Below are 7,659 nucleotides of genomic sequence, written 5' to 3'. Positions count from 1 at the left end.
CTTATTGGCTGTTCCACTTCCTTCATACCATAAAACAGGGTTGTCATCTGCTATGCCATGAACATATCGACGAAGCAGCGTTCCTAGCGGCGCTGGCGTGAATTGCAGCAGTTGCTGTCACCAAGTGATCAATTCAACTGCCAAGCATTACTCGCGGTGCTGTAATTCTTAGCCCTATTAACCGAACGTGGTCACTTCAACGAGGGAGGCTTTGGATTCAACAATTAAATTCTACAAGAGTTTTTTCAATTTAGCTGATGCAAATAGCAATATGGATGTAGAAATAAGTAGTAAAAAAATGACGCTCTTACTTATGCCTATTGACATAACTGATTCTGTTGGATTGTTAGGGTTAAAGTATAGCTGGATTTTATCTCCAACTTGGGATGCATTTAACTTTTCATTCATTTCATCTAAATTCAACTTTGATTTACTAAAGTTTTTATTATTCCCCGAAAACTCATTTCCCCCGATAACATAAATATAATCAATCAATAGAATATATTTCTCTCGGCTATCACTCGTTCTTACGGCTTCTACTGCTACTATCTCACCCGTAACACTTTCCCAGTTGTAGGTATCAAAACTTCTGTACAATGAATTACTTAAGTATACCACCCAGATTAATGATGCGATTATACTTACGATATAAAACACTTTGCTGTTATTAAACATATCAACACGCCTGCCCCGGATTTTTAGAGCAAATGCCTATAAAGGTATCTAAAGATTTCATCGCAGAACTAATCCCTTCTTGAATATTGTTTAATGTGTCAGGCAAAGAAACATTACCCTCAACTTGCCCTCCAATTCCGACGCTTACGCCCATATTTGGATTTAAATTTAGGCCGTTGGAGTCAACTTTTAACGCACTTTCCATACTCCCATCATGAGCAAAACCAGTATTCGTTGATAGCTCTCCCTCATACTTTGCAGTATCTTCTCCTAGACCCACACTGACGTCAGCAGTTAATTTTGCAGATGCAGTATTGCCTCTATAAGAGCTTTTTTCTCTGGTGAAACTAATATCTGTTCCAGCCTCCGCTCCAAATCTCACTGAAGCACCGGCGCTACCCGAAACTTCATAGGTTTCGTCATCGAAACTGAAACCAACTTCCCAAGCACCACCTGTAGTGCCAACAATTTTTATTCCAAGTTTAACCTTCCACCGTGTTTTCCCAGTAGGGTCACTAAAATTAACCGGATCATTCCCCACATACGCATAAAGATTCATCTGATCTTCATAACCCACAGGGTCAGTCTGAAGGAATCGCCCTAATTTTGGATGATAAATCCGTGCTTTGTAGTAATAAAGCTCAGTACCTTCTATTAGAATTTGGCCGGTATATCTGAATCGGGAATCGCTGCTGTTTTGTGGCTGGCCGAATGGATCATACTGATGGGTCTGTACCACATTTCCATTTTTATCGACCTCTGAGATTATGGTACCTTTTTCATCAGATAGTAAGTAACGCTTATTGGCTGTTCCACTTCCTTCATACCATAAAACAGGGTTGTCATCTGCTATGCCATGAACATATCGACGAAGCACCGTTCCATTGGCGCTATATTCCATAATGAGGTTATTTCCGTCATAAAGAAACTCCGTGGTAGAGCCGTTCACTTTTTGAGTTTCTAGTCTCCCATCTGGATCATAAGACAGGTTTACTAAAGTGCCCGATGCACTAGCTCTTGTAAGACGGTTTTCCTTGTCAAACGTGTACGTCCACCCATCGTAACTCGTAAGGTTACCGCGTAAATCATAACTTAAATTTTTACTACCAATCCTAGCATATTGATTTAATTCATTTGAAACGTAATCTTGCGACTCTACAGTTGGGATTTTAACTGCGTAATCCACGTTACTCGCAGTTCGACTAACAATTTGCTGCGCGGGATTATAAGTAAAATCAGAATTATTTATAGTTTCATGATAAAAATTTGTAATTTTTCCAAGCACGTTGAAAGAAAAATACGTATTTTTTCCGTTAGCTCTTTCTATTTTCTCTAGCCGACCAAAATCATCATAAACGTAACTAATTAACGGCGCACTACCAAATTGATTTATTGTAGTTAGCGAACCTGAAGGATCGTAATCGTACGTAACAAAAAAGTTATCCGGGTAGGTTATTCTCGTTCTTCTGCCTGCAAGATCATATGCATATGATATCTTTCGTCCATTTATTGTAGTTTCAGCGAGCCTGCCCAGTTCGTCATAACTATAATTTAACGTAGAACTCCCGTTTGTTATTTTTAATTTTCGTCCTAATCCATCATAAACGTAGGTAACACTACCTTCTCCAGTAATTTTTTTAGATACTTTAAGGTTTAACGCATCAAATCTATAGGAGAATAAGGTTCCATCACGTCTACGCCAAGAGACAAGGTTACCGTTACTATCATATGCGCTATCTTCGTAGGAGGAGTCTGGGAAAATTATCTGCGATAACCTGTCAAACCCGTCATAGGAATAATCAGTCTGGTTTCCGTTACCATCTCTACGGTATTTAATTTGGCCGTTAGGCCAATAAGATAACTCAACATCAATTCCAACATCGGACGTCCCGTAAGCTTCTACTCGCTTTATTAAATTAGAGTTATTGTCATATTCATTTTTTACTATTCTATCAGGACCATAATTACCAGTTGTTGCTAATACACAAGCAGAATCGGGTAAACTTGAGAACTTAGAGGGATTCATACGGGTTGCTTCACATATAACCCTATTTAAGCCATCATAGCTAAACTGAGTGAGTGTATCATAACTACCATTTGCTCCAGTTTTAGTTATCAGGATATTGCCATATGGGCTATATTGATTAACCTGCTCCCTAATAACCGTTAATGAAGTACTGCTCGGACTATTTACACTTCCAGTAGTTGCTTGCGTTACATTATCGTCTTGAGGACGATATTCATACTTGTTCGCTACTCTTGTCCCTGCCTGTGTTTCCGGACCAATCTCCCACGTTTTACGGCCAACATCATCATATTTATAATAGGTGGCATCAGTATTCCCAGCTAAAGGACCATCTACTGCTATAAGTTGACCTTTCTCATCGTAAGTATTCGTAGTAGTACTTATAAGAACACCATTTCCATCTCTTTTGGTAATTGTCAGGGGTAAGAATGTTTTTGCCCAGTAAGTATATTCCGTAACTTGCTTCAATTTCCCCGTACATGCATTTGAAGGGCAGACGACTGTTTTCTCTAAAAGTACGTGGCCATTTTGCGTTACATAACTATTCTCAGTTTTTCTCCGTTGGCCATTTTCATCAGCTGGCTCCAATTTAGTAAGAAGTCCCCCATGCGAAGCAAAAGTATATTGGGTTATGTTCCCATTCCCATCTTTAATACTTGTAGGGCGAAAACATTGTAAATCTACGCATGTACTAGGGTATTCAGCTGTAATTGTGATATCGGGAAGCGCATCATTAGGCTTTGCTTGTAGAGTTTTTTGAGTAACATTCCCTCTATTGTCATATGTATATAATTCTTTATTCCCTTCGGGAAAAGTGACACTTTTTAAGTTACCTCCCGAATTCTCGCTATAATACGAATAAGTAGTACTATAACCCAATGCATTGGTATCGCGTTTTACCTTGATTTGATGTTTTGGAGCAGGATACACATAGTATTCCAATGTCCGTCTATATCCTTCTGGACCATTAATCTCCAACCTGCTGTACTGTTTACGACTATCGTAACCAGAACCAGAAACAGGTGTGTAACTGTAAGTGTACGAACTTCCTTTGTTATTTACATTAGTAACAAAATTATCATGAGTAACCCCACCATAATTGTTACTATTAGAACTGATGGAGATTGAATTAAAGGTATCACTGGGAAGTTTTACAGAAAAATTCTTACTCGCATAATCAAAACTTGATAGGCTCATCTGGCTGTTGCCTGAATAGGTCCAAGTACGCCCAGTCATATCAGTAAGAGTGTGATTACTGAATGTATATTTCGCGAGAACGGTTCCAGGGTTTGAAGATTTAACAATCTTCACTTCAGATGCTAAAGACCAACCCATTTCTTCATTATTATCAGATTGATATGAAATATCCATTTGATAGCCTGTGCTCGAAGAGAAACGAGTGGGGCGATGTATAGTTGTATATGAATTCAAACTATATTTATCATAAGAAACGGATATTGTTTCTCCGTCAGGATAGACAATTGACGTCGCGTACCAAGTTCCTTGCTTCCAAACAGAAGAGCTGAATGAATCAGGTTCGTTGGTCTCTTTGTAATAGTATTTAGAACTATAGACATACCGTATGCCACTTCCGCCATGCACATATATGTGACTTGAATTTGCTCGCACATTTCGCAAAGTAAATTGTGAACCATTATTTTTTGAAGATATACAGTCGCTATCTACACAACTAAAGTAATCTGAAGTCAATGATCCGTTCGAAAGCGTGACAGATGCCTTTTGCTCGGAAAGCGCTCCTGTAGGATTAGCATTCACACTGATTTTAATCAGCATATTTAATTTACTTAGCTGACTAAAATTGAGGCGGGGCGAGGCTGGGATTTGCAATTGGGGATAATCGGCGTAGTACTTTCCTGAGAGCAAATCAACACCGTTAACATCTACGGCTACGTTGAGTGGTTTTATTAGCGGAAGTTCTTCTTCTGATAAAGCAGAAATCGAAAAAAATAAAGCTAATATTAAAATTAATAATCTTCTTGAAAACATTTATTACTATCCCTGTGTGAATCTATATCCCTAATTGTTTACTCTTGTACGATTGCCAGCATCGTCATATTCGTAATTTATTTTTTCATCACTTTGATTTTTTGTTTGAATTAACCTTCCACGAGCATCATATTGAAAAGTCACTTTTAAATTTTCATCCTTAAAATCAGCGGCTTGGACGAAAATAATAATATTACCAACAGATATCGGAACCAATTCAACAGAAAAGGCTGGCAGAGATATCAATAATATAATGAAAACAAAAAAACTATTTTTCAACTTTTTTCGCATCCCTCTCTCCTTATTAAAGGTATGCAATAAACCTCATCCTTTTCACTAAACTATCACAATAAGAAAACATTTTTCTACTACATAAAATATAATCTATAACACCCCTCAATAACAGCAGGTAATGAATCAAGGATTTTAACCCTGCAAACCAAGGACTTAACGAATTATCAATAATTCCTTAAAATTATGGTCATTGGTTTAGGAAAATATGTTGACCCCTCTGTAACACATTGAGAATTATCTAGCCACATATATACCTTTTTCCCCGTAGTTTGAGCTGTTAGTGCAATACTAAGAAAATGATCAAAATTAGCATCACTTTTGGGTAAAGTTAATGTCTTCTCTTTTCCACTCGTAGCGCAGGTCGAGTTATGGTTTGCATTAGCTAAATAGATACGAAGATTATTATGAGAATCTATTTCAATTGCATTAATGACTTGATCCCCGGTTCCCGAGCCAGCAGCAACAACATTAAAAGCCACGAATACAGTCAAAACAAAGGTAAAAAAATAATTCATAAACACCCCATTATTTATCAATTTTTTAAATAAAATCTAGCAAACTTTACATCTTTACGTCACTATTGAATAAGCTCATTCTTTAGTATTATCTACTACAGCCGAGAAGAGTTACTTTTTGTTAGCTTAGTAATAAGTTACGAAGCCAAGCTTGAGCCTTATATGCATACCGCTAATTTTCAATACGCACTGAAAGATATACAGGCTGATTTTCCCTGCACTCCGTATCACTTAACTTAACCCTAACTCGTTGTTGAGATACAAACGAGGCTAATAACATACTATTAAGTCTATTTTGCTCATCAGATGTCCTAGCAGAAGCCGAAGGAAATGCAATTGCTGTTTTATTACATCCAGCAGGATTTCCAGATAAATTTAATCCGTAAACCCTCACTCCAGCTCCATATTCCTCGACTGCATTGATATTCCCGAGGGGGTGTACTCCGGAGCCGCTATCACTACCTTCGTAGCTATCAATATAACAAAGAAAGCTAAAAACAGACGCGTAGTCATACATTCCCCCTAATTGTTTACTCTAATGCGATTACCGGCATCGTCATACTCGTAGCTCACTGATTGACCTGTATGATCAGCGACTTCTATAAGCCGTCCACGAGCATCATATCCAAACTGCGTAATAGCGCCTGTTGATGTTTTGGGAAGGATGAACTTTCCTGACTGTCCAATGGACGAGTTTGGCGTTCCCACCAGTGAAATACCATGTACATAAATCGCTTTTCCCGCAAATTCTTCTACTTTGCTGGCTGGAATTTTTATGTTGAACCCATATGTCTTTGCAGTAGTCTTACACGCATTGGCCACCCCAACACCAGTTGCTAAATTTGCTTTGTCCGATACTACCTTGCTGCCGCCACTACCAGCTTTCCCCCCAAGGTAGACATGCACATCAATCGGCGTTTTATAATTTGATTGGCATGCCCATCCCTTGACGTAATAATCTGAACCAGATTTGATAAGTGCATCGATATAGCCTTTAACGATGGTAGAGGGAATATTTGGAACTCTATAATTACCGGAGTTGTTCAACAAACTGTTTCCGGAGCCAATAGTAGATATGCCGTGAGCATAGATAGGTTTGCCGCGGTTTTTATAAACGTCTGCCAATGGCATAATATAACTAAAGCGATTTTTATAATAAGAATTACTGCAAGCATTCGCCACGCCTTGTGCAGAACTTTGATTGGCTTGTAAAGCTTTATATAAAGTGCCAGTACCAGACTTGCCGTCAAGAAGTACTCTCACCTCTATAGATTCGTTACGGCCAGTTTGGCATGCCCAGCCACGTATTTTAAAATTCTCGTAGTCCGTACCAGGATCATCTAGGTGACCCCTTACATAGCTTGCTTGCACTAAAAACGAACTAAAATATAAAGTTAAAAAAAAGAAAAATGAGGTACTTACCTTAAGAAATCGTAGTGCTTTTTTCATTGTTCATTCCATGAATAATTCTTTACCATCTTACCTAATGGCTACTTCTATCTAAGGAAACTGCGAATAAGTCCTGCAATTTAGGTCTTGATCGAGACGTTGCATTACCCGTCTAAAAATTGAGCGCTAAATTTTCAATTTTGGGCAATATTCTGCCTTTTTAGGCGGGATTTGGTCGTTTATCCGAGCCATTCCCGGATTTCAGACAGATCTTGGCTGTCGTCGCAACATCTGGTCGACTTTAAACAGGTTTGCCAAGGTAAATAGCATGGCTAACTGTGAGTCATTTTTCATCAGTCCCTTGTCGCGTGCTTTGATAAAGCCGAACTGGCATTTGATAATGCGAAACGGGTGTTCTACTTTTGCCCGGATGCTGGCTTTCAAGTATTCGATATTGATGACGGTTTTATTCTTGCGGGGATGCTTTTTCAATGCCCGAACTTTGCCGGGACGCTCGGCAATCAGCCATTCCACGTTCGTGTCTTTCAGTTCTTCCCGCTTCTCTGCCCCCTGATAACCGGCATCGCCAGAGATGAATTCCTCGTTGCCGTGCAACAGGTTTTTCAACTGATTCAGATCATGTTCGTTGGCGGCGGTGGTCACCAGCGTATGGGTCAGGCCACTCTTGGCATCCACACCAATATGGGCTTTCATCCCGAAGTGCCATTCATTGCCTTTCTTGGTCTGATGCAT

The 7,659-nt window shown here is 39.0% G+C and carries 6 protein-coding genes; all 6 read right to left on the bottom strand.

All coding sequences use genetic code 11. The features are described 5' to 3' along the window. Positions 1-231: 231 nt before the first annotated feature. Entirely contained in the window at positions 232-675 is a 444-nt protein-coding gene (locus V5298_RS18725; protein ID WP_332932953.1) for a DUF3592 domain-containing protein, read from the bottom strand. Position 676: 1 nt separating this feature from the next. Continuing rightward, a complete protein-coding gene (locus V5298_RS18720; RefSeq protein WP_332932952.1) occupies positions 677-4,708 on the bottom strand; it encodes an RHS repeat-associated core domain-containing protein in 4,032 nt (1,343 codons plus the stop codon). A gap of 30 nt (positions 4,709-4,738) precedes the next feature. Continuing rightward, complete coding sequence (locus tag V5298_RS18715) at positions 4,739-4,999, bottom strand: RHS repeat domain-containing protein (RefSeq protein ID WP_332932951.1); 261 nt, start codon at positions 4,997-4,999, stop codon at positions 4,739-4,741. A gap of 167 nt (positions 5,000-5,166) precedes the next feature. After that, positions 5,167-5,517 (bottom strand): hypothetical protein, encoded by a 351-nt coding sequence (locus V5298_RS18710; RefSeq protein WP_332932950.1) that lies wholly within the window; start codon positions 5,515-5,517, stop codon positions 5,167-5,169. Between the two features lie 522 nt (positions 5,518-6,039). Beyond that, entirely contained in the window at positions 6,040-6,966 is a 927-nt protein-coding gene (locus tag V5298_RS18705) for an RHS repeat domain-containing protein (RefSeq protein WP_332932949.1), read from the bottom strand. Between the two features lie 201 nt (positions 6,967-7,167). After that, positions 7,168-7,659, bottom strand: a 492-nt coding sequence (locus V5298_RS18700) for an IS5 family transposase (protein WP_332932948.1), incomplete at its 5' end; no start/stop codon positions are given.

It is taken from the genome of Alteromonas sp. 14N.309.X.WAT.G.H12, from assembly GCF_036697315.1.
Classification (GTDB): Bacteria; Pseudomonadota; Gammaproteobacteria; order Enterobacterales; family Alteromonadaceae; genus Alteromonas.
Note: the sequence above shows the minus strand (reverse complement) of the source record. Positions and strands in the feature narration are given on the sequence as shown.

Coding starts and splice junctions, on each gene's coding strand:
- V5298_RS18725 (WP_332932953.1), bottom strand. CDS start 675: ATGTTTAATAACAGCAAAGTGTTTTATATCGTAAGTATAATCGCATCA.
- V5298_RS18720 (WP_332932952.1), bottom strand. CDS start 4,708: ATGTTTTCAAGAAGATTATTAATTTTAATATTAGCTTTATTTTTTTCG.
- V5298_RS18715 (WP_332932951.1), bottom strand. CDS start 4,999: ATGCGAAAAAAGTTGAAAAATAGTTTTTTTGTTTTCATTATATTATTG.
- V5298_RS18710 (WP_332932950.1), bottom strand. CDS start 5,517: ATGAATTATTTTTTTACCTTTGTTTTGACTGTATTCGTGGCTTTTAAT.
- V5298_RS18705 (WP_332932949.1), bottom strand. CDS start 6,966: ATGAAAAAAGCACTACGATTTCTTAAGGTAAGTACCTCATTTTTCTTT.